Below are 20,129 nucleotides of genomic sequence, written 5' to 3'. Positions count from 1 at the left end.
ATAAATGTATTCGGCCGGTCCCCAAAACGTTCACGCCGCCCGAAAATCCGTCAAAAAGGGCGCGGGCGGATGACAAAACGCCCGTTTCGTGGTAGGATGGGGAAAAAGGGAGGGGACGCCATGCCGCAAAAACTTGACGGGCAGGCGCTCGCGGCGTTCGGGATCACATCCAGCCACGAGCTCATGGAAAACGGCGAGGCCCGTTTCCGGCTTATTGGACGGGACAACAGCAGCTATATCCGCTGCGAAAACACGGGCGGCCCGGTGTGGGAAAACAGCCACTCCCACAGCGCCTTAAAAGAGATGGTGATCGTGCAGGAAGGCTGCGTCGTCTTCGCCGAATACCGGCGGGGGACCGCGCGCCTGCGGGCGCTCCTGCCCGGCGACTGGGCGGTCACCGTCCCCGGCGTGCCCCACAATGAGTGCCTCGCGCGCGGGAGCGTCGTGCACACGGTCAAATTCGGGGACTGCTCAAATCCCGACTGGATCGCCAGCCCGCAGCTCGACGCGCTCACCAAGCCGCTCTCCTTTGAGGCTGCGCTCGAAATTGCCCGGCAAACGAAGACGGACGCCTGACCGGCCGGTCAGGCGTCCGTCTTTTCTGCGGTTTATTTCTTCTGTCCATCCTTCGCACGGATCTCGGTGCGGCGGATCTTGCCCGAGATCGTCTTTGGCAGTTCGGTGACGAACTCGACGATGCGGGGATACTTATAAGGAGCGGTCTGTTTTTTGACGAAGGTCTGGAGCTCTTTTTTGAGCTCTTCGGAGGCCTGGTAGCTGCTCGTCAGGACGATCGTCGCCTTGACCACGATGCCGCGGACGGGATCGGGCGCGCCGGTGACCGCGCATTCCAGCACGGCGGGGTGCTCCATCAGCACGCTCTCGATCTCAAAGGGCCCGATGCGGTAGCCCGACGATTTGATGACGTCGTCGGTGCGGCCGACATACCAGAGGTAGCCGTCCTCGTCCATCCACGCGGTGTCGCCCGTGTGGTAGTAGCCGTCGTGCCAGGACGCGGCCGTCTCCTCGGGGTTGCGGTAGTAGCCGCCGAAGAGCCCGGGATGGGGCTTCTCGGTATTGATGACGATCTCGCCGACGGCGCCGCGCGCCACGTCGTTGCCGTCCTCGTCGACCAGGTGGATGTCATAGATCGGCGACGGCTTGCCCATCGAGCCCGGCTTGGGGGTGGTGCCGACGAAGTTCGCGACCTGCATGACCGTCTCGGTCTGACCGTAGGACTCCATCAGGCGCAGGCCGGTGAACTCATACCAGCGGTTGTAGACCTCAGGGTTGAGCGCCTCGCCCGCCGTTGTGGAATAGTGCAGGGCGGACAGATCGTACCCCTCCATTCCCTCCTTGATGAAGAAGCGGTAGATGGTCGGCGGCGCGCAGAAGGTGGTGACCTTGTATTTCTCCATCATGCGCAGCAGGTCGTGGGGGACGAACTTGTCGAAGTCGTAGACAAAGATCGACGCCGCGGCGAACCACTGCCCGTAGAGCTTTCCCCAGACCGCCTTCATCCAGCCCGTCTCGGAGACGGTCAGGTGCAGGTCGTCCGCGTGGACGTTGTGCCAGTAGCGGGCGGTGATGATGTGCGCCGCCGGGTAGGCATGGTTGTGGACGACCATCTTGGGCATGCCCGTCGTGCCGGAGGTGAAGTAGAGGAGCAGCGGGTCCTCCTTGGAGGTCTGGACCCGCTCGAAGTTCCCGTCGTACTTTTCGAGCTCCTCCGAATAGGTGAGCCAGCCCTCCCGCTCGCCGCGGACGATGAATTTGGAACGGATGCCGCCGTACTGCCCGCACGCCTCGTCGACATACTCGGAGATGTTGCACTCGCCCGAGCAGACGCAGGCGGTGATGCCCGCCGCCTGGAAGCGGTAGACGAGGTCGTGGGTGGTCAGCAGGTTGGTGGCGGGAACGCCGACCGCGCCGAGCTTGTGGAGCGCGAGGACGGTGAACCAGAACTCATAGTGTCTTTTCAGCACGAGCAGGACCATGTCGCCCTTTTTGACGCCGTGGTCGGCGAGCATCTGGGCGCATTTGTCGGAATAGAGCTTCATCTCGCCGAAGGTGAGCACCCGCTCCTCCCCCGCCACGTTGCACCAGACCATGGCGCGGCGGCCGGGCTCCAGGCGGGCGATCTCGTCCACCACGTCGTAGGCGAAGTTGAAGTTGTCGGCGATGACCGGCTCAAAGTAGTTGAGCACACCGTTTTCGTCAAAGCCCTCCTTGCAGAAGCGCTGATAAAAATTCTCAAGGTCCATCAGTCGTTCTCCCCCTTGTCGTTTTCTTCCTTCATGACGACCGCGAGGAAAACGCAGTCCTCGCCGCCCGTCGCGATCATGCCGTGCGCGTGGCCGGAGTCGTAATAGATCGCGTCCCCCGGCCCCATATACTCGGTGTGGTCCTCCATCTGCACCTTGAGCTGCCCGCTCAGGACAAAGTCGAACTCCTGTCCGTCGTGCTGGGAGAGGTGGATGGGCTTCTCCTGCTCCTCCTGCGAGAAGGGCGCGGTGACGAGGAAGGGCTCGGCGATCTTGCCTGAAAAGCGGTAGGCCAGGTGGTTGTAGGTGAAGCCGGCGCGGCGGTTGATGCTGAGCCCCTCCCCCTTGCGGACGATCGAATAGAAGGAGAGGCGCGGGGCCTCGCCGGTGAGCAGCTCGATGATGTCGACGCCGAACGCCTGCGCGCAGTTGTAGAGGAAGGTAAAGGTGAAATCGCTCTTCCCGTCCTCGGCGGCAAGGTATTCCTCGGCGGAAATTCCGGTCTGCTGCGCCATCTCCGCGACCGGGATTTCCATGATCTCCCGCAGCGTGCGGATTCGCATGGCGATTTCCTGTAGTTTCTGCTCTTGCATATTGGTGACCTCCATCTCAAAATTGACACGAAAAAATAAAAAGACCCGTCCCCAGAATAAGGGACGAGTCCGGTTTACGACCCGCGGTACCACCCGAATTGCGCAACGATGCGCCGCTTAGCGAAGCTCCAGCAAGCTCCCGACCGTTAACGCCGTCCAGCGGGGAAGCCTACTTGTCGTCCGTTCGGCTCCCGACTCGGGGGTGATGAGCTGTCAAACGTCCCGCCGCCGGCTTTCACCATACACCGGCTCTCTGTGGGCTGGGCTGTGTCTGCGCCGTCCCCGTCATCGTCTTTGAAAAGTTATTGACGCTATCATACTGCAAACCTTGGACGTTGTCAATACCGCTTTTTTCAAAAAATTTTCAGCGGATAAACCGGAGCAGGTCCATCGGTCCGGCCGCAACCGCGTCCGCGCCGTTTTCCCGCAGCTCCTCCTCCGACCGGAACCCCCACAGCGCCCCGACGGCGAAGAGGCCGCCGTTTTTCGCCGTCTGCATGTCCACGCCGCTGTCCCCGGCGTAGATCGTGTCGGCGGCCGAAATTCCCGTTTCCCCGAGGATTTCCGCCGTCAGCAGCCGGTCGGGCTTGGTGGGCCAGCCCTCCCGCTGGCCGTGCACGACCGCGAACCGCTCCCCCAGCAGGTTTTTGCAGAGCTCCACTGTAAAGGCGTGCGGCTTGTTGGAGAGCACCGCGCAGGCGACGCCCGCCTTTTCCAACGCGTCAAGCAGCTCCGGAACCCCCGGATAGGGCGCGGTCAAATCGGCGTTGTGGGCGCTGTAGTAGGCGTTGTACTCGTCCCGCAGCAGGGCGACCGCCCCGGGTGAATGGTCGGCGTCCGCCGGGATCATCCGCTCGACGAGCTTATAGACGCCGTTGCCCACAAAGAGCTTGTACCGCTCGACCGGATGCTCCGGCCAGCCGTGCGCCCGCAGCAGGTGGTTGCCCGCCGCCGCAAGGTCGTCGAGCGTGTTGAGCAGCGTCCCGTCGAGGTCGAAGATCACGAGCTTTTTCATTTCGCAGCCCCCGCCTTCGCATCCGTCTTCTGTTGGAAGCGCGCCGCGTCGACGATGAACCGGCTGTGCGTGCCGCGGCCGATCTCCCCCACCGCGTCCCGCGCGGACACGGCGAAGTCCACCCGGCGGCCCTCCGCCGCGACGATCTCCGCCGACGCCTCCGCCGTCATGCCGGACGGCGTGGCCGACGTGTGGGAAACGTTCATCGCCGTGCCGACCGACGTCTGCCCCGGCTCCAAAAAGCGCGCGAGCAGCGTGCAGGCGGCCCGCTCCATCTCCGCGATCATCGCGGGCGTGGCGAGCACGTCGAGGTCGCCGCTGCCCATACGCGACGCGAGCCGCTCCGGTCCGACCGTGAAGGTCACGGTGTTTTTTTCTCCGATCATAAATGGCACCCCCGTTTCTTAACCGACGACAGTATAGCACAAATGCCCGCGGGATGCAAAAAGCAATCCGGTGTTCCGGATGGAACGCCGGACTGCTTCAAACATTTCAGGGGGTCTCAGGGGGGCTTTTTAAAGTCCCCCCTAGGAGAAGGTGAACTGTTCGTCCTTCCAGGAACAGACGATCCGGTCGCCCGCCTTGATGGTGCCGTGGAGCAGCTCGTCGGCAAGGCGGTCCTCGATCTTCGCCTGGATCGCCCGGCGCAGCGGACGCGCGCCGTAGAGCGGGTCGAAGCCGTCGAGGGTGATCTTCTCCGCCGCCGATTCGTCGAAGCTGATCTCGATGTGCAGCCCCGCGAGCCGCGTTTTGAGCGCGTCGAGCATGTTCCCGGCGATCTGCCGCACCTCCTGCTGGCTGAGCTTGTGGAAAACGATGATCTCGTCGATGCGGTTGAGGAACTCGGGCTTGAAGGATTTTTTGAGCTCGCCCACCATCATCCTGCGCACCGCCTCCTGCTGCCTGGCAGGGTCCTCCTGCGCGCCCGCCGAGAAGCCGAGCCTGCCCTGCTCGCAGATCATGCGCGCGCCGATGTTGGAGGTCATGATGATGATCGTGTTTTTGAAGTTGACGGCGCGCCCCTGCGCGTCGGTGAGGACGCCGTCCTCCAGGATTTGCAGCAGCATGTTGAAGAAATCGGGGTGCGCCTTTTCGATCTCGTCGAAGAGGATCACCGAATAGGGGCGGCGGCGGACCTTTTCGGTGAGCTGTCCGCCCTCGTCGTAGCCGACGTATCCCGGCGGCGAGCCAACCAGCTTGCTGACCGAATGGCGCTCCATATATTCCGACATGTCCAGCCGGATCATCGCGTGCGGGTCGCCGAACATGCATTGGGCAAGCGCCTTGCACAGCTCGGTCTTGCCCACGCCGGTGGGCCCGAGGAAGATGAAGGAGCCGAGCGGGCGCGACGGATCGTGCAGGCCGACGCGGGAGCGACGGATGGCGCCCGCCACCGCGTGCACCGCCTGCTCCTGCCCGACGATCATCCGGTGCAGCGACTCCTCGAGGTGGAGCAGCCGCTCGCTCTGCGCCTCGGTGAGGCGGGTCGCGTCGATGCCGGTGATATCCGCCACGAGCTTCGCGACGTCCTCGGACGTGAGCTTCTGGAGGCTGCCGTCCCCGCTGTCCTCCCACTCGTTCTGCGCCTTTTCCAGGCGCGCGCGCAGGTCGCTCTCCCGGTCGCGGATGCTTGCCGCGCACTCGAAGTTCTGGGTGCTGATCGCCGTCTCCTTCTCCGTTTTGAGGGCAGTCAGCCTGTTTTCCAGCTCCCGCAGGCTGTTCGGGACTGTAATGCTGTTCATCTTTACACGTGAACAGGCCTCGTCGATCAGGTCGATCGCCTTGTCGGGCAGGCGTCGGTCGGCGATATACCGCGCCGACAGCGCCACGGCCGATTCGACCGCCTCGTCGAGGATGCGGATGCGGTGGTGCTCCTCGTACCGTTCGCGCAGGCCCTTGATGATCGCGACCGCGTCCTCCTCGCTCGGCTCCTCCACAAGGATCGACTGGAACCGGCGCTCGAGGGCGCTGTCCTTCTCGATGAACTTGCGGTACTCGTCGATCGTCGTCGCGCCCACGAGCTGGAACTCCCCGCGCGCGAGCTGGGGCTTTAGGATGTTGGCGGCGTCCACCGCGCCCTCCGCCGCGCCGGTGCCGATGATCGTGTGCAGCTCGTCGATAAAGAGGATGATGTTGCCGGCCGCGACCACCTCGTCGATCGTGTTTTTGATCCGCTCCTCAAAGTCGCCGCGGTATTTGGTGCCCGCGACCATGCTAGTCAGGTCGAGCGCGATAAACCGCTTCTGCTTGAGCTGGGGGGGCACATCCATCTCGACGATCCGCCTCGCGATCCCCTCGGCGATCGCCGTCTTGCCGACGCCCGCTTCGCCGATCAGGCAGGGGTTATTCTTGGTGCGGCGGGTCAGGATCTGGAGCACCCGCTCGATCTCCTTCTCCCGCCCGATCACCGGGTCGATCTTCCCCTGCCGCGCCAGCTCGGTGAGGTCGCGGCCGTATTTGTCGACGAGCGGGGTGCGCACCGCGGGCTTGGGCCGCGGCGGCGCGGCGCGGCGCACGCCCAGCAGGTCCGCGCCCGTCGTCTGAGCGAAGTCGCCGATCTGCTTGACGACCGTGTCCGGCTCGACCGAAAGCTGCTTTAAAAAACGCACGCCGTAGCTGTCGTTCTCCTTGAGCAGATTCATGAGGATATGCTCGGTGCCCGCGAGCGGCACGCCGCTCATCCGGGTCTGCATGAGGGACATCTCGAGGATGCGCTTGCAGCGCGGCGTGATGTCCGACGGGGTGAGCACCGAGCGGATGCCCTTGCCCACCGTCTTGATGAGCAGATCCCGTACCTTTTCCGCCGTGACGTCGCATTTTCCCAGCACGGTGAAGGCCACCCCGCTGCCCTCGGCAAGCAGGCCGAGCAGCAGGTGCTCGCTGCCGATATAGGTGTGCCCGAGCACCGACGCCTCCTCGATCGCGCAGTTGATCGCCGTATTCGCCTTCGGCGTGAAGCCGTTGAATTTGAACAAAAGATCACCTCGGAAGTTCGTTTCCCCGCCTCCGGAACGGCGTTTCCCTCCGGCCGGCGGCCCGCGGGGCGCCGTAATATCTTATGCGGGAACCATTCATAATATTGTCAGAAGCCCCCGCCGATATGCGCCGCCGGAAGCGGAAAACGCGCCCGGTGTAACCGAAGGGAAGCGTGCGACATAGTATGGGATGAAATCACTAATAGGAGGTCACCTTTCATGGGATGTAACAACTTTGGCGGCAACTACTTCTGGATCATTATCCTGATTATCATCATCTTCGGCTGGGGCTGGGGCGGCAACGGCGGTTTCGGCTTTGCCAACAACGGCGGATGCGGCTGTGGCTGCGACAACAACTGCGGCTGCGACAACAACTGCGGCACCACCTATAATAACGGCTGCGGGTGCGGCTGTGGCTGCTAATCAGCGGTAAAATCCAAAAAGAGCGGGAGGCGCGCTGCGCCTCCCGCTCTTTTTTCCGTTATTTTTCCGATCAGCCCTTTTTCACCGGACGGTCCGCATACTCCCGGTCGCGCCGCTTGCGCCAGGAGCGCAGCAGGTTGATGGAGATCGAGGCCGCGACGGCCACGAGCATCATGATCGGAATGAGCCATTTGCTGTAGGCCTCGTCGGACGAGAGCACCTCGGTCCACATCTTATCCATGGCGAGGCTCATCTCGGGCGAAAGCTCGATGAAAAACTCGGTCTTTTCGATCACCTCGTCCGGCGGATAGGCGATCGGGTCCCCGGTGATCTCCGGGTCCATCAGCTCGAGCGCCGCGTCGTTGGGCGAGGAATAGCCGATGTATTCCGCGTTGGCCGCGCCCACCTCCGGTTCGAGCAGGAAGTTGATGAACATCTCGGCGGCTTCCTTGTTCTTCGCGCCCGCCGGGATGACCGCCGCGTCGACAAAGCGGTTGGTCCCCTCCTCCGGCACAAAATAGGAGAGGTCGGGGTTATCCGCCATCATCGTGATCGCGTCGCCCGCGTAGTAGGGCGCGATGGCTGCCTCGCCGCCGAGCATCTTGTCGAAGATCTCGTCCATGACGTACGCCTGTACCAGCAGCTTCTGGTCCTTGAGGGAATCGGTCGCGTCGCGCAGCTCCTCCTCCCTTGTCGGGTTCATCGAGTAGCCGAGCCGTTTGAGCGCGATCGCGAACGCGTCGCGCGGGTTGGAAAACATCAGGATTTCGCCGAGGTACTTCTCGTTCCACAGCAGATCCCAGCTCCCCAGGTCCTCCTCGTCCACCATCTGCGTATTGTAGATCACGCCGACGGTCCCCCAGGTATAGGGTACGGAATATTTCCCGCCCGGGTCGTAGATCGGGTCCAGAAAGCTCCCGGAGATATTTTTAATGTTGGGGATGTTGTCAAAGTCGAGCTCCTCGAGCATCCCCTCGTGGATCATCCGCGCGATCGTATAGTCGGACGGGATGACCACGTCGTAGTTGGCCCCGCCGCTCTTGAGGCGGGCGTAGAGCTCCTCGTTGGTCGCGAAGGTGGTGTAGTTCACCTTGATGCCGGTGAGCGCCTCGAATTCGGAGATGACGTCCATCCCCTCGTCCGACCCGTCGGAGATGTATTCGCCCCAGTTGTGGACGTTGAGCGACACGTTTTTACCCTGGAACCGCTCGTAGTAGGAGGGGTCGGAGACCTCCACCTCCGCGGAGGCGGGCAGGGAGAGCGCCAGCAGCAGCGCCGCGGCGAGCGCGAGGGACAAGAGCCGTTTTTTCATCATACCCGCTCCCTCGCTTTCGTCCGGAGTTCCCGTTCGCGGCGCGCGTCGCCCACGTTGACGAGCAGCAGCACGGTGAGCACCACCACGAATATGATGGTACTGAGGGCGTTGATCTCCGGGCTGACCTTGCGCCGGGTCATTGAATAGATCGTGATCGGCAGCGTCTGGGAGGTCGGCCCGGTGACAAAATAGCTGATGATGAAGTCGTCGAGCGAATAGGTGAACGACATCAGAAAGCCCGCGACAATGCCCGGCATGATCTCGGGGATGACCACCTTGAAAAATGCCTGCGAAGGGCTGCACCCGAGGTCCTGCGCCGCCTCGAAGACGGAGATGTCCATCTGGCGGAGCTTGGGCATGACGTTGAGGATGACATAGGGGACGTTGAAGGTGATGTGCGCCAGGATGACCGTCGTAAAGCCGAAGTCGAGCCGGATACCCGCGGATTTGACGAAGACGAAGAGCAGCATGAGCGAAACGCCCGTGACGATCTCCGGGTTGATGATCGGCAGGTAGGTGACGTTCATAACAAGGGTGCGGGACATCTTCTTCATGTTGCGGATGCCGATGGCGGCCAGCGTGCCGAGCACGGTTGCCACGACCGACGAGATCACCGCCACAAGCAGGGTGTTCATGAGCGACTGGATGATCATCTGGTTGTGGAAGAGCTTCTCATACCAGGCGAAGGTGAAGCCGGTCCACGCGCCGCGGGATTTGGACTGGTTGAAGGAGAAGACGATGAGCACCAGAATCGGCGCGTAGAGGAATGCCATGACGATGGCCACGTAGGACTTTTTCAGCCATTTCATTTGAGCAGATCCCCCTTCTCATCGTCTCCGAACTGGTTGGTGATGCTCATGGCGAGCAGGATCAGCACCATCAGCACGAGGGAGATCGCCGCGCCGAGGTTCGGGTTGTAGGCGTTGCCCAAAAACTGCAAGTCGATCAAATCGCCGATCAGCAGGTTTCCGCCGCCGCCAAGCATCCGCGAGATGATAAAGGTGGACACCGACGGGACGAACACCATGATGACGCCGGTCGAAATCCCCGGCACGGTCATCGGGAGGAGCACCCTGGTGAGGACCTTGCGCGCGTTCGCGCCGAGGTCCTGCGCGGCCTCGATCACGCTGTTGGGAATCTTGGTCATGATCGAATAGAGGGGCAGGATCATGAAGGGCAGATAGTTGTAGATCATGCCGAGCACGACCGCCCCCTGCGTGTTGATCATCTCGAAGGGGCCGAGGCCGAAATGCGCGAAGAAGCGGTTGATGAGGCCGTTCTTCTCGAGGATGGTCATCCACGCGTAGGTGCGCAGCAGAAAGTTCATCCACATGGGCAGCATGACGAGCATGACCATCGTGCGCTGGCCCGCGCCGCTGTGCCGGGAGATGATGAAGGCGAGCGGATAGGCGATGACCAGGCAGATCGCCGTGGCCAGAAAGGCCAGCCACACCGAACGGACAAGCACAGGCGTATATTCGCCCACCTGGGAGATATAGTCGATCGTAAAGGAACCGTCGGGGGTGGTCACCGCGTAGTAGGCCACCAGCCCGAGCGGCACGAGGATGAAGATCAGCATCCAGACGAGGTACGGGATCGCGGTCGCCTTCGATTTCATCCCTCCACCTCCATCTTGTGCATGATGTGGATATCGAAGGGGTCGACCTCCATTCCGATGAAGGTGCCCGGCTGCTCGCTGCGGGTGGAGTGGATCATCCACTTGTAGCCGTGCGCGTCGACGATCATCTCAAAGTGCACCCCCTTGAAGATGACCGATTCCACGACGCCGGTGATCGGCGCGTGCTCCGGGGGGATCACCTTGATGTCCTCCGGGCGGATGACCACGTCGACCCGCTCGAGCCGGCCGAAGCCGGTGTCGACGCACTCAAACTTCTTGCCCGCGAATTCCACGAGGCAGTCGGCGTGCATGACGCCGTCGATGATGTTGCTCTCGCCGATGAAATCCGCGACGAACGCGTTCTTCGGCTCATTATAGATATCCTGAGGGGTGCCCACCTGAAGGATGTCGCCGTCCTTCATGACGACGACGGTGTCCGACATCGTGAGGGCCTCCTCCTGGTCGTGCGTGACATAGATAAAGGTGATCTCCAGCGCCTGCTGCATCCGCTTGAGCTCGATCTGCATCTCCTTGCGCAGCTTGAGGTCGAGCGCGCCGAGCGGCTCGTCGAGGAGCAGGACGCGCGGATGGTTGACGAGCGCGCGCGCGATCGCCACGCGCTGCTGCTGGCCGCCCGAAAGCTGGTCGATGTTGCGGCGGTCGTAGCCGGTGAGGTTCACCAGGTCGAGCATCTCCCACACGCGGGACTTGCGCTCGTTTTCCGGCAGCTTTTTGAGCTTGAGGCCGAACTCCACGTTCTCAAACACATTGAGGTGCGGGAAGAGCGCGTACCGCTGGAAGACGGTGTTGACCTGACGCTTGTAGGGCGGCAGGTCGTTGATTCTCACGCCATCAAAAAAAACGTCACCGGACTTGGGTGTGACGAAACCGCCAATCGTCCGAAGCGTCGTGGTCTTGCCACAGCCGGACGGCCCAAGCAGGGTAACGAATTCTTTGTCGCGGATGTCGAGATCCAGTCCGACGAGGATGGGGTCGCCATCAAAATCGACGGAGATGTCTCTCAGGCTGACAATGGTGCTTTCTTTCATTTATGCATCCCCCTTTGCGGAATTCAGGCCGTCTTTACGGCCCCCGATGACTTCTTACCGCTTACCCGCAAAAGGAATTCGTTCCCCCGGCGGCGCATCCCCTTTCCCGTGCGCCCGTTCCGCGGAAACACTAATCGCAGCGGCGCCGTTTACCCCGGCGCCGCCCGTTATTAGGCGGCAGTTGATCATCGATTTTTTGCAGATGCAAAAACTGCAATTCCCAATATAGCATACGCAGAAAAAATGTCAATATAAAAATCTATTATTTTTCGCGATTTTTACGATTTAATCGGGAAATTTCCGCGAAACCCCAAAAAAATTTTGAAATGCCTCGAAATCCCTGCAAAATCCTCCGCGATGCTGTGATATGCTTCGGTTTTGCGCCGCGCTTCCCCGCTCCTCGTGAGAGGGCCTGGGGCGGAAATCCCCGCCGCCTCCGGCCGCGGCCCGGAAACGCCGCCCCGCCGCTTCACAAGCCCCGCCCCGGAAACACACTGTCCTTTGTAGAAATACAACAAACCCTGGCGTCCGGATTCTCCCGACATTGGAAAAATGCAGGAAAAAATTTTTTATTCATTTTTATTCGGATTTTATGCAGGATTTCCTGCGTATAAAAGCCGCAGAACGGCTCTGCAAAAGACTTTTCCGCGCGGGCTCCGCGCCGTTTTGACCGGATGGGAATAAGTCGTACCATGCGTGAAATGATTCAGTTTTTGGCTGTATCTATTCAGAAATTATTAATATTTTGCACAATGAATTCACCATTTTCCCCAAAACCATTCCCCGCTTCCGATTGGGTTTTGTTGACATGTGAAGAAAATCAAGGTAAAATATGATTAACCCGGCAAACATTTTTCTGCATGGACCCACACGATTATCCAGAATGAGAAAGGAAGAAAAAGATGAAAAGGTATTTTTCCCTGTTCCTCGCGCTGGCTCTGGTTCTGACGATGTTTGCAGGCTGCGGCGGTTCCCCCGAACCTGCCGCACCAGCCGCTCCCGCGGAAACCCCGGCGGACGGCGCCGCCCCTGCTGAAACCCCCGCAGCCGGTGAAAAGCTGCGGGTCGCCAACGTCGTCAACGGCAACCTCGGCGACAAATCCTTCTTCGACTCCTGCGAGGCGGGCCTCGCCCAGCTCGCCGCGGACGGCATCATCGAGTACAAGACCTTTGAGCTCGGCCCGACCGATGCCGACCAGCCCAAATGGCTCTCCACCCTCGAGGAGCTCTCGGCCGACGGCTCCTACGACCTGATCGTCTGCGGCACCTACCAGATGCCCGACTACCTGACCCAGGTCGCGACTAACTACCCCGACCAGAAGTACCTGATCTATGACTCCGCCGTCGATCTGCCCAATGTCGTCTGCGTCAACTACAAGCAGAACGACATGGGTTACCTCGTCGGCACCGCGGCCGCGCTGGCCACCTCCTCCGACCTGCCGAACATGAACCCCGAGAAGGTCATCGGCTTTGTCGGCGGCGAGAACGGCCCTGTCATCAACGACTTCCTCGTCGGCTATATCCAGGGCGCGCAGGCCGCCGACCCGGACGTCAAGGTCGACACCCAGTATGTCGGAAACTTCTATGACACCGGTGCCGCCAAGGAGCTGGCCAACGTCATGATCGGACAGAACAAGTGCGACATCGTCTGGGGCGTCGCGGGAGGAGCCGGAAACGGCGCCGCCGAGGCGGCCAATGAGCTGAAGGCCTGGTTCATCGGCGTCGACTCCGACCAGGAGGCCACCTTCTCGATCGCGCAGCCCGAGCTTGCCGCGGTCACCCTCTTCTCCGGACTCAAGAACATCGGCGATTCCATCATCTGGGTCGTCAACGAGCAGCTCGCCGGCAACACCCACTACGGCGAGACCCTGAACCTCGGAATCTCCGAGGGCGGCGTCAGCCTGGCCACCGGCGGCAACTTCCAGACCCTGCCCGACGACATCAAGAAGGCCGTCGAGGACGCCACCACCAAGATCACCTCCGGCGAGATCGTGGTCGACACCGCGTTCGGCGACAACGCCGCCGACGTCGAGGCGATTCGCGAGGGCGCGCGTCCGTAAATAAACCGCTGTCCGCGTCGCGCGGATGAAATCTGCAAAGGGGGAGCTTCCGCTCCCCCTTTGCAGTAATTTCCGGCGGAAATCCGTCCGTCCACCCACCACGTCCCAATTTCCCGGACGCCGCGGCGCGTCCGACTGTATAGAGGGGAGGCAGGCATCCTGACTATGGAGGATCGAAACGAAGTTGTCCGGATGAAGGGCATCACAAAGGTCTATCCAAACGGTATTGCGGCAAACCAGAGCGTGAACTTTTCGGTCCGCAAGGGGGAAATCCACGCGCTTATGGGCGAAAACGGCGCGGGCAAATCCACGCTGATGAAAATTCTCTTCGGCCTCGAACAGCCCGAGGAGGGCGAAATCGTGATCAACGGCGAGACGGTCTCGCTCCCCTCGCCGAACGCCGCCATCGCAAAGGGAATCGGCATGGTGCACCAGCACTTCATGCTGGTTCCCTCCCTCACCGTGGCGGAAAACATCGTGCTGGGCATGGAGCCCCGCAGGCGCGGGATGTTCCTCGACTATTCCAGGGCGGTCTCCCTGACCGAGGAGTACGCCGAACGATACAACCTCCAGGTCGACCCCCATGCCAGGGTCATGGATATCCCGGTCGGCATGAAACAGAAGGTGGAAATCCTCAAGGCGCTCGTGCGGGGGGCGCAGATCCTCATCCTCGACGAGCCCACCGCCGTTCTGACAACACAGGAAACGACCGAGCTCTTCCGCGAGCTCATTCATTTTAAAGAGCAGGGCCATACGATCATCTTCATCTCCCACAAGCTCAAGGAGATCAAGCAGATCACCGACCGGCTCACCATCATGCGCGCGGGCAAGTCGATGGGCGTTTTTGACACCGCCGACGTCTCCGAGCAGGATATCTCCCGCCTCATGGTGGGGCGGGACGTCGTGCTCAAGGTCGAAAAGGAGCCGCCCGCCCCCACCGACACGGTGCTCTCCGTCACCGACGTGCGCTACCGGAACGAGTACGGCAAGCAGATGCTCGGCGGGGTCTCCTTCAGCGTGCGCAGGGGGGAGATTCTCGGCATCGCGGGCGTCGAGGGCAACGGCCAGCGGGAGCTGGTGGAGATGCTCTTCGACATGAACCGGCCCGACTCCGGCGCGATCGAGGTCGAAGGCCGCCCGGTCACCGGGAAGGGCCAGGCCTACATACGGGGCCTGGGTGTCTCCCACATCCCCGAGGACCGGATGCTCTACGGCGTGGCGGCCGCCGGCACGATTGAGGAAAATCTCATCGCCGACCGCTTCCAGAAGCCGCGGTTCAACAAGGGGCCGCTCTTCAGGATGGACGCCATCCACGAGGAGAGCGACCGGTTGATCGGGGACTACCAGATCCTCTGCCGGTCGGGCGGCCAGCAGGTCAGGATGCTCTCGGGCGGCAATATCCAGAAGGTCGTCGTGGCGCGCGAATTCTCCTGCGCGCCCAAGCTGATCATCGCCGACCAGCCCACCCGCGGCATCGACGTCGGCGCGACCGAGTTCATCCGGCGCAAGCTCGTCGAGCTCAGCCGGGAGGGCGCCGCCGTGCTGCTCGTCTCCGCCGACCTGAACGAGATCATCGAGCTCTCCGACAGTCTGATCGTCTTTTACGGCGGCGAGATCGTCGCCTACTTTGAGGACACCTCCACCCTGACCGACCTTGAGATGGGCGAATACATGCTCGGACTCAAGCGCCAGTCCCCCGAGGAGATAAGGAGGGTTATCCATGCGTAAAAGCCTCAGATTCGAGATCATCCGCGGGGCGGCGGCCATCCTCGTGGCGCTCGCGGTGGCGATGGTGTTCATCTTCATCATCAGCGACGTGCCCTTCCAGGCGCTCTACAACCTCATCGTCGCGCCCTTCACGCGGATGCGCTATATCTGGATCATCCTCGAACGCATGATCCCGATCATCTTCACCGGTCTAGCCACCTGCGTCATGTTCAACGCCAACCAGTTCAACCTCGCGGGCGAGGGCGCCGTCTTCTTCGGCGGGCTGGTCGCGGGCGCCTGCGCCATCTACCTGCGCCTGCCGCCCGTCCTGCACGCCGCCGCCTGCATCGCGGCAGCGATGCTCGTCTGCGGGCTTACGATGCTTGTACCAGCCCTGCTCAAAACCAGGCTCGGCGCGAGCGAGATGGTCTCCTCCCTGATGCTCAACTACATTCTTTTGCAGCTGGGCGTCTACATTCTCAGCTACCACCTCGCCGACCGCACCCAGGGCGCCACGATGTCCCACAAGTTCCTCGACACCGCGGTCATCCCCACCCTCGTCCCCAAGACCAACCTGAGCTGGGGCATCGTCATCGCGCTCGCGGCCACCGTGCTCGTCTCGATCTTCATGTACCGCACCCGCTGGGGCTACGCCATCCGCATGATCGGCGTCAACCAGAGCTTCTCCAAATATTCCGGCATGAAGGTGGCCGCCACGGTCGTCATGTGCCAGGTCGTCGGCGGCATGCTCGCCGGCATGGGTGGCGCGGTTGAAATCCTCGGCTACTACGACCGCTTCAAATGGCGGCAGCTCCCCGGCTACGGCTGGGACGGCATCACGATCGCCATCCTCGCCAAAAACAACCCCATCTTCATCCCGCTGGCCGCCTTCTTCATGGCCTATCTGCGGCGCGGCTGCGATTTGATGCAGCTCAACACCGACGTTCCCGCCGAGATGCTCAGCATCATCCAGGCGGTCATCTTCCTCTTCTTCGCGGCGGAGCAGTTCCTCTCCAAATACCGCCACAGGATGGTGGTCAGGGACGCCAAGGACGAGATCGCCGAAAAGGCCGCCGAGAAGGAAGCGAAAGGAGCGGAAGCCTGATGCTGGAAAACATTTTGAGCATTGTCTTCTCCATCCCCTTCGCCTTTTCCATCCTGCGCATCACCACCCCGATCCTCTTCGCCGCGCTGGCCGCCGTCGTGGCCGACCGCGCAGGCGTCACCAACATCGGCCTCGAGGGCATCATGATGATCTCCGCCCTCACCGGCGTCATCTTCTCCGCCTGGACCCAGAGCGCCGGCGTCGGCCTGCTCTGCGCTATGGTCATCGGCATGCTCGTCGCGCTGATGATCGGCTTCTTCGCCCTCATCCTCAAAACAGACATCATCCTCGCCGGTATCGCCGTCAACATGCTCGGCAGCGGCGGCACCATCCTCTTCATGTACCTCGCCAGCGGCGACCGCGGCTACTCCGCCAACCTCGCCAGCAAGGTCATGCCGTCGGTCGATATCCCGCTCCTCAAGGATATCCCCGTGCTCGGGCAGATCCTTTCGGGGCACAACGTCCTGACCTACGCGGCGCTGCTCTGCGTCTTCCTCGTGTGGGTGCTGCTCTACAAGACCCCCCTCGGACTCCAGATCCGCTCGGTCGGCGAAAACCCCAACGCGGCCGATTCGGTCGGCGTCAGCGTCAACCGCATCAGCTTCATCGCGCTGGGCATCTCGGGCGTGCTCGCGGGGCTGGGCGGCGCGTTCATGTCGATGGGCTACATGTCGAGCTTCAACACCAACATGACCGCCGGGCGCGGCTTCATCGCGCTGGCGGCCGAGGCGATGGGCCGCGGCGAGCCGCTCGGAACCTTCCTGACCTCCCTGCTCTTCGGCTTCGCCGACGCGCTGGCCAACAACCTCCAGAGCCTCGGCTTCCCCGCCGAGCTGGTCAAGATGACTCCCTATGTCTTCACCATCGTCGGCCTGGCGGTCTACGCCGCCAGCACGATGAACAAGGCGAAAAAGATCCGCCGCCACGGCAAAGCCAAAAAAGCGGACGCCGCGCAGGCGGGCGCGTAACTGAAAAATCCGGGTTGGGGAGGGGCGCCGCTCCCTCCCCTTTCCCGCACAGGAGGGACTGCCATGAAAAAAATCCCCATCATCCTAGACGGCGACCCCGGGCATGACGACGCGATCGCGTGGATGCTCGCCAACGCGTCGCCCCTGCTGGACATCCGCGCCGTCACCTCGGTCTGCGGCAACCAGACGATCGAAAAGACCACCTACAACGCGCTGCGCGTCATGACCCTCATTGGGCTGCGCGCGCCGATGGCGCGCGGGCGCACCGGGCCGCTCGTCTCCGAGCCGATCGTCGCGCCGACCGTGCACGGCAAATCGGGGCTCGACGGCCCCGACCTGCCCGAGCCCGCTTTCGAGCCGCTCCCGATGAGCGCCGTCGAGCTGATGGCAAAGGTGCTCTCCGAAAGCGACGAGCCGGTCACGCTGGTGCCCACCGGCCCGCTCACCAACGTCGCGGCCCTGCTGCTGGCGCACCCCGAGCTCAAACCCAGGATCAGGGAGATCTCCCTGATGGGCGGCGGCATCCACCACGGCAACTGGACCCCCGCCGCGGAATTCAACATCCTCGTCGATCCCGAGGCGGCCGACCTCGTCTTCCGTTCGGGCATCCCGATCATCATGGCCGGGCTCGACGTCACCGAACAGGCGCTCGTCTTCCCCGAGGACTTCGAGCGCATCCGCGCGCTCGGTAATCCCGTCGCGACGGTGGTCGCCGAATGGCTCGACTTCTTCTACGGCTTCCACCGCGCCAAGGGCTACCCCGGCGCGCCCGTGCACGACGCGGTGGCCGTCGCCGCCCTGATCGCGCCCGAAATTCTCACGATCGAGGAGCTGTATGTCGAGGTGGAGACGCAGGGCAGCTACTGCCGCGGCGCAACCATCGCCGACTTCTACCGCCTGCACGGCCGGAAGCCGAACGCACGCGTCATCCTCGGCATCGACCGCGCCGCCTTCGTCGATCTGCTGGCGCAGGCCGCGAAATCCTATGGGGAGGTATCGGCATGAACAGACGGCCCATCATCATCGACTGCGACCCCGGCGTCGACGACGCCATCGCCATTCTGCTGGCGCTGCGCGCGCCCGAATTCGACCTGCGCGCGCTCACGCCGGTCGCCGGCAATGTCCCGCTCAGCCGCACCGCGCCGAACGCCCTGAGCATCCTCGAGCTGGCGGGCGCGCGGGTGCCCGTTTACCGCGGCGCGGAAAAGCCGATGTTCTGCGAGCTGCACACCGCCGCCGAAATCCACGGGGCCGACGGGCTGCACGGATTCACCCTGCCGGAGCCGAAAACCACCTATGCCGAGGGCCACGCATGGGACGCGATCTACCGTGAGGCGCGCGCCCTGGAGGGGGAGCTCGAGATCCTTGCGGTCGGACCGCTCACCAACCTCGGCATCGCCTTCTCCAAATACCCCGACCTGCCCAGGTACCTCAAAAAGATCACCATCATGGGCGGCGCTGTCGCCTACGGCAACACGACCTCCGCGGCGGAATTCAACATCTACGCCGACCTCGAGGCCGCCGAGATGGTCTTCCGCGCGGGCGTGCCCCTCGCGATGTGCGGGCTAGACGTGACCCACCAGTCCTATATCCTGCCCGGGGAGATCGAGGAGATCGCCGCCCTGCCCTCCCCGCAGGCGCGGTACGCCGCCGGGCTGATGGGCTGCGCGCTCGGCTGGAAGGACCGATACCGCCTGCCCGGCGCGGCACTGCACGACCCCTGTGCGCTGCTCTACGCGCTCGACCCGTCGATGTTCGAAGCGAAGCGCTGCTGGATCGGCGTCGAGACAAAGGGCCCCGTCACGCGCGGCAAGACGGTGACCGACTGCTACAGCGACGCCAAAAAGGAGCCGAACGCCGACCTTGTCACCGGGGTCGACCGGGCGCGCTTCGCCGCAAAGATCCGCGAACTGCTCGCGGCCTACTAATATAGGAAAGGAAGGATCGCCACATGCTCAAACGTCTCGCCGCCCTGCTGCTCGCCGCGCTGGCCGCCGGGCTGTCCCTTTCCGCCGCCGCGGCTTCCCCCGCGCAGTGGGCGAACGAGGAATTCAACTATTCCACCGTGGCACAGGACGGCTTCGTCTACACCTCGGTGCGCGGGCCGCTCGAGCGGATCAGCCTGCAAACCCTCGAGCGGCAGACGGTCGTCAAGGCCGACGCCTCCTACAACCTCAAGGAATTTTCGGTCCAAGGCGGCTCCATCTACTGGCTCGGCAAGGGCGCGATCTACCAGTGCAGGGCCGACGGCTCGGGGCTTTCCACCGTCGACGCAGGCCCGGGCGCGGCGCGCACCCTCTCCAACCTGCGCGTGTCGGACGGCTGGCTCTATTACCTGTCGGGTGGCTCCCTCTTCCGGGTCAAGCCGGACGGGAGCGGCCGCAAGCAGCTCGGCGGCGGCGTAGACCGGTTTGAACTCGCCGGGGGCTTTCTTTACTACGTCCCGGAGGGCGGCGGCAGCCTCTGCCGCTGTGACCCCGACGGCGGAAACGCCGCGGAAGCGGCCGAGCTCGACGGCGACTGGAAGCCGCAGGTTCACAACGATACCCTCTACTACTGCACCGGCGACGAGGACATGTCCTATTATTTCGGAACTGCGGACAGCACGGCCTATTATGGAAGCGACTGGTACAAGTCGACCAAAAACGGCCTCATCAAACCGTCGCTGGCGCCCTCGCGGATTCCGAACGGATACCTCGTCAGAAAAGAGGTCGCGGAGGTGGGGAGCGATTGGAAGCCCTCCGTCTACCGGACGGTGGTCAAGAACCGCGACACCAACAAGACGCTTTTCACCCTGCCCGACACAGGCGCTTATTCGCTCTTCGGAACTCAAACCCATCTCTACTTCACCCAGACCGACAAGGAGCCCGGCTTCTATCGGATCGGCTGGGACGGCCAAAACAAGGAAAAGCTCGCCGCGAGCGGAGAGCCGATCCTGCTGGCCGGCGGTTATGTCGTCTACCTCACCGATAACGACTCCGACATCGCCTTTGTGAAGGACTAAACCTGATAGGAAAAGCCGCCCCATGCTTCGCAT

General features: G+C 62.6%; 18 protein-coding genes. 9 read left to right on the top strand and 9 right to left on the bottom strand.

Annotated features, from left to right (window positions below):
* Nucleotides 1-120: 120 nt before the first annotated feature.
* A complete protein-coding gene (locus RDM88_RS06075) occupies nucleotides 121-576 on the top strand; it encodes a cupin domain-containing protein (protein ID WP_308753976.1) in 456 nt (151 codons plus the stop codon).
* 32 nt (nucleotides 577-608) lie between these two features.
* On the opposite strand, the gene RDM88_RS06070 is transcribed toward RDM88_RS06075, so the two are convergent.
* From RDM88_RS06070 to RDM88_RS06050, 5 genes are all read right to left on the bottom strand, one after another.
* On the bottom strand, nucleotides 609-2,264 hold the full coding sequence (locus RDM88_RS06070) for an AMP-binding protein (RefSeq protein ID WP_308753975.1): 1,656 nt from the start codon (nucleotides 2,262-2,264) through the stop codon (nucleotides 609-611).
* The gene (locus tag RDM88_RS06065; RefSeq protein ID WP_308753974.1) at nucleotides 2,264-2,857 is read right to left on the bottom strand and encodes a cupin domain-containing protein; all 594 of its coding nucleotides are present in this window, start codon (nucleotides 2,855-2,857) and stop codon (nucleotides 2,264-2,266) included. Before RDM88_RS06065 ends, RDM88_RS06070 begins: the two co-directional genes overlap by 1 nt.
* Nucleotides 2,858-3,221: 364 nt before the next feature.
* Entirely contained in the window at nucleotides 3,222-3,872 is a 651-nt protein-coding gene (locus RDM88_RS06060; RefSeq protein ID WP_308753973.1) for an HAD family hydrolase, read from the bottom strand.
* Entirely contained in the window at nucleotides 3,869-4,258 is a 390-nt protein-coding gene (locus tag RDM88_RS06055; RefSeq protein ID WP_308753972.1) for a thioesterase family protein, read from the bottom strand. Before RDM88_RS06055 ends, RDM88_RS06060 begins: the two co-directional genes overlap by 4 nt.
* Nucleotides 4,259-4,399: 141 nt before the next feature.
* Entirely contained in the window at nucleotides 4,400-6,847 is a 2,448-nt protein-coding gene (locus RDM88_RS06050; protein ID WP_308753971.1) for an ATP-dependent Clp protease ATP-binding subunit, read from the bottom strand.
* Nucleotides 6,848-7,066: 219 nt separating this feature from the next.
* On the opposite strand from RDM88_RS06050, the gene RDM88_RS06045 reads away from it, so the two are divergent.
* Complete coding sequence (locus RDM88_RS06045) at nucleotides 7,067-7,270, top strand: hypothetical protein (RefSeq protein WP_308753970.1); 204 nt, start codon at nucleotides 7,067-7,069, stop codon at nucleotides 7,268-7,270.
* 70 nt (nucleotides 7,271-7,340) lie between these two features.
* Here the strand turns inward: RDM88_RS06045 and RDM88_RS06040 are convergent, their stop codons facing one another.
* From RDM88_RS06040 to RDM88_RS06025, 4 genes are read right to left on the bottom strand one after another with little or no spacing between them, the layout of a single operon-like run.
* Nucleotides 7,341-8,582, bottom strand: a complete 1,242-nt coding sequence (locus tag RDM88_RS06040; RefSeq protein WP_308753969.1) for a spermidine/putrescine ABC transporter substrate-binding protein — start codon at nucleotides 8,580-8,582, stop codon at nucleotides 7,341-7,343.
* Entirely contained in the window at nucleotides 8,582-9,394 is an 813-nt protein-coding gene (locus RDM88_RS06035) for an ABC transporter permease (protein ID WP_308753968.1), read from the bottom strand. The genes RDM88_RS06040 and RDM88_RS06035 overlap by 1 nt, the downstream gene beginning before the upstream one ends.
* On the bottom strand, nucleotides 9,391-10,203 hold the full coding sequence (locus RDM88_RS06030; RefSeq protein WP_308753967.1) for an ABC transporter permease: 813 nt from the start codon (nucleotides 10,201-10,203) through the stop codon (nucleotides 9,391-9,393). Before RDM88_RS06030 ends, RDM88_RS06035 begins: the two co-directional genes overlap by 4 nt.
* Nucleotides 10,200-11,252: an ABC transporter ATP-binding protein gene (locus RDM88_RS06025; protein WP_308753966.1), complete on the bottom strand. Its 1,053-nt coding sequence runs from the start codon at nucleotides 11,250-11,252 to the stop codon at nucleotides 10,200-10,202. The genes RDM88_RS06030 and RDM88_RS06025 overlap by 4 nt, the downstream gene beginning before the upstream one ends.
* 902 nt (nucleotides 11,253-12,154) lie before the next feature.
* Here RDM88_RS06025 and RDM88_RS06020 point away from each other — a divergent pair.
* From RDM88_RS06020 to RDM88_RS05990, 7 genes are all read left to right on the top strand, one after another.
* Entirely contained in the window at nucleotides 12,155-13,312 is a 1,158-nt protein-coding gene (locus tag RDM88_RS06020; protein ID WP_308753965.1) for a BMP family ABC transporter substrate-binding protein, read from the top strand.
* A 165-nt stretch (nucleotides 13,313-13,477) separates the two neighbouring features.
* Nucleotides 13,478-15,040, top strand: a complete 1,563-nt coding sequence (locus tag RDM88_RS06015) for an ABC transporter ATP-binding protein (RefSeq protein ID WP_308753964.1) — start codon at nucleotides 13,478-13,480, stop codon at nucleotides 15,038-15,040.
* Entirely contained in the window at nucleotides 15,033-16,124 is a 1,092-nt protein-coding gene (locus RDM88_RS06010; RefSeq protein WP_308753963.1) for an ABC transporter permease, read from the top strand. The genes RDM88_RS06015 and RDM88_RS06010 overlap by 8 nt, the downstream gene beginning before the upstream one ends.
* Nucleotides 16,124-17,092 carry an ABC transporter permease gene (locus RDM88_RS06005; protein ID WP_308753962.1) on the top strand — a complete coding sequence of 323 codons (969 nt, stop codon included), beginning with the start codon at nucleotides 16,124-16,126 and terminating at the stop codon, nucleotides 17,090-17,092. Before RDM88_RS06010 ends, RDM88_RS06005 begins: the two co-directional genes overlap by 1 nt.
* A gap of 63 nt (nucleotides 17,093-17,155) precedes the next feature.
* Nucleotides 17,156-18,097 carry a nucleoside hydrolase gene (locus RDM88_RS06000; protein ID WP_308753961.1) on the top strand — a complete coding sequence of 314 codons (942 nt, stop codon included), beginning with the start codon at nucleotides 17,156-17,158 and terminating at the stop codon, nucleotides 18,095-18,097.
* Entirely contained in the window at nucleotides 18,094-19,020 is a 927-nt protein-coding gene (locus RDM88_RS05995; RefSeq protein WP_308753960.1) for a nucleoside hydrolase, read from the top strand. The genes RDM88_RS06000 and RDM88_RS05995 overlap by 4 nt, the downstream gene beginning before the upstream one ends.
* A gap of 23 nt (nucleotides 19,021-19,043) precedes the next feature.
* Entirely contained in the window at nucleotides 19,044-20,096 is a 1,053-nt protein-coding gene (locus RDM88_RS05990; protein ID WP_308753959.1) for a DUF5050 domain-containing protein, read from the top strand.
* Nucleotides 20,097-20,129: the final 33 nt, after the last annotated feature.

This window comes from uncultured Anaerotruncus sp., from assembly GCF_902490045.1.
Classification (GTDB): Bacteria; Bacillota; Clostridia; order Oscillospirales; family Ruminococcaceae; genus Anaerotruncus.
The sequence above is the reverse complement of the archived record's forward strand: the minus strand, read 5'-3'. Positions and strand labels throughout refer to the sequence as shown.